The following is a 2,169-nucleotide window of genomic DNA, read 5'->3' as shown; positions in this document are numbered from 1 at the left end:
AGCACCAACAGCTCCAACTTCCACAATCCAAGCACCCTGATCCGACTTTGACACCTGTTTTCAGAATTTGTTTTCTTTTCAGCTCCTTATGAGCCGTCAGAAAGTCCTTGGCACTACAGGTGCGCGGTTTGGGTGATCGTGTCCGGTCTACAAATTGGGCGACTGGGCATGCGAGGCAGGCGGCGGCTGAGCGGTGATTTGGATCGTCGGCGGCAGCGCCACGCCGACGGCCTGGAACACGGCGCCAGCGCAACCGGGAGCGGCGGCGCGAAGGCGAAGCCTTCTGCCGGCTTGATCGACGTCGGTTTGAACGAGCTGATCGAGATCGCGAACGATATCGGCCCATTCATAGCGACGCCCATCGGCGGCGAGACGGTCGATGAGTTCCTTGCGCAGCAGCAGAGCAAGGAAGGAACAGAACACACGGCCGCGAATCGTATCATCGCGCTGGTGAAAGATCGGGCGCGTATTGATGATGGATGTCGCGGTTCTGAAAATATCCTCCACGATCCATCGCTCGCGATAGCGGAGCGCGACAACCAGCGGCGAGATCTGCGCATTGGTGCGGATGACATAGATGCCGTCGAATTTGGCGGCCGCGGCGACACGCTCGGGGTCGATGGCGAAGTGGCTGTCGCCTTCGGTCTTGAGGAAGCGGCGGAAGCCTTTGTTGCCGACCAGCGCTTTGTCGCCTTGACGCAGCGCCTTTTCCAGTCCGGCAAGGGCGGCTTCGCGAGCGGCGGCATCGTTGGAGGCTTCCGCCTCATTATAACAGACAATGTAGCGGCAACGCCGCGTGGTGTTGGCCTGACCTGCCCTGACCTTGCGAACTACTTCCTTGACCTGAAGATCGAGCGTGCCGCGGCCATTGGCCTTGGGAACTGTCAGCGCGACGAACGGGGTCTTGTCGGCCAGTACGGCGGCGACTTCGACGCTGCGCTTTTCGCGCACGCCCAGAATGTACTCGATCTTGTGGGCTTCGAGCGTGGCGATGGTCTTGGCGCTGACCATGCCACGATCGGCGATGATGCAGACCCGATTGAGCAGGAAGCGTTCCCGCAGCCTGGTGACTACCGGTATCAGGGTTGTCACGTCGGCCGTATTGCCCGGCCACATCTCGCTGCAGATCGGTCGTCCGGTCTCATCGATAACGACGCCGAGGACCAACTGATGCAGATCAGCTCGAGCGTCTTTGGAATGACCGTTGCGGCCAAGCGTGTTGCCTCCGTCGCCCTCGAAATACAGGCTGGTGGTATCAAAGATCGTCAGCCCTACGTCATTGAAGAGGCTGCGGCGTTTGGCGAACAGTTGTTCCTCGATCAGATCCTTGTTGGTGCGGGGCACCAGGTCGCGGCCCTGTTGGTCGGCAAGTTCTTCGCCGAGCCAGGCCATCGCCCGGTACAGGTGATGGAGGTCGATCGCGTCCATGCCGCCGATGGAATAGGCCGACCGCCACTTCTCCGCGGCGCGATCCGAGCCCGGCTCCATGATCCGGTGCAGCACGGTCAGGAACACGGCGCGCTCGACCGGAAACTCGAATTTGCGGTCGGCCACAAGGTCTTCGATCACCGATCGGCAAAAACTGTCGCGCCACAGTCTCTCGAAGAGGAGGGGCGGGCCGATCCGCTTGGCGTCGACCGTCGTGGTCTCGCCCTTTTCGACGGCGGACAGCAGCATCCCGCTTTCGGTCCACCGGGCACCGGAGCGCAATAGCCGGTCGAGCTCGCCGGTTTCCTTGAGTGCGTCGAGGCGGCCCAATGTCGCCACCACGGTCTGGCGCGGCTTGCCGTTGACCCGATGGCTTTCCACCATCTGGAGATATTCGAAGCCGCCGGATCGTTTTGTTCGGAAATACATGCCAGCCACCGTTGCCAGCACAATATTGGCGAGTTCGCCTACAGGTCAAGGCAAAGCCGCGGCAATATTGGCACTACGAAAGCGCACAATTCCAGGTTTTGCCACGGCAGAGTGCGGCTTTCAGCCCCATTTTGGGCAGGTAACTGTCAAAGTCCGATCACAGCGTCTGCGTCGAGTGCAAGTTGCGCGGGACAGTGTGTGTCATGGTGAAGGGAACGCCGTGCCTCGGGCCTGTCACCCATGCCGGCTGCGGCGCGATTTGTCCGACCTATAACCGCGGCTGTTATGGCTGCTTCGGCCCAATGGAAGGAC

General features: G+C 60.9%; 1 protein-coding gene and 1 pseudogene. One reads left to right on the top strand and one right to left on the bottom strand.

Translation table 11 applies throughout. The features are described from left to right. Positions 1-147: 147 nt before the first annotated feature. Positions 148-1,857 carry an IS1634 family transposase gene (locus VGP39_RS11790; RefSeq protein WP_327568286.1) on the bottom strand — a complete coding sequence of 570 codons (1,710 nt, stop codon included), beginning with the start codon at positions 1,855-1,857 and terminating at the stop codon, positions 148-150. Between the two features lie 158 nt (positions 1,858-2,015). On the opposite strand from VGP39_RS11790, the pseudogene VGP39_RS28160 reads away from it, so the two are divergent. Beyond that, positions 2,016-2,169: pseudogene (locus VGP39_RS28160) on the top strand (oxidoreductase); the annotation flags it as partial.

This window comes from Bradyrhizobium sp., assembly GCF_036009065.1.
Taxonomy (GTDB): Bacteria; Pseudomonadota; Alphaproteobacteria; order Rhizobiales; family Xanthobacteraceae; genus Bradyrhizobium.
Note: the sequence above shows the minus strand (reverse complement) of the source record. Positions and strands in the feature narration are given on the sequence as shown.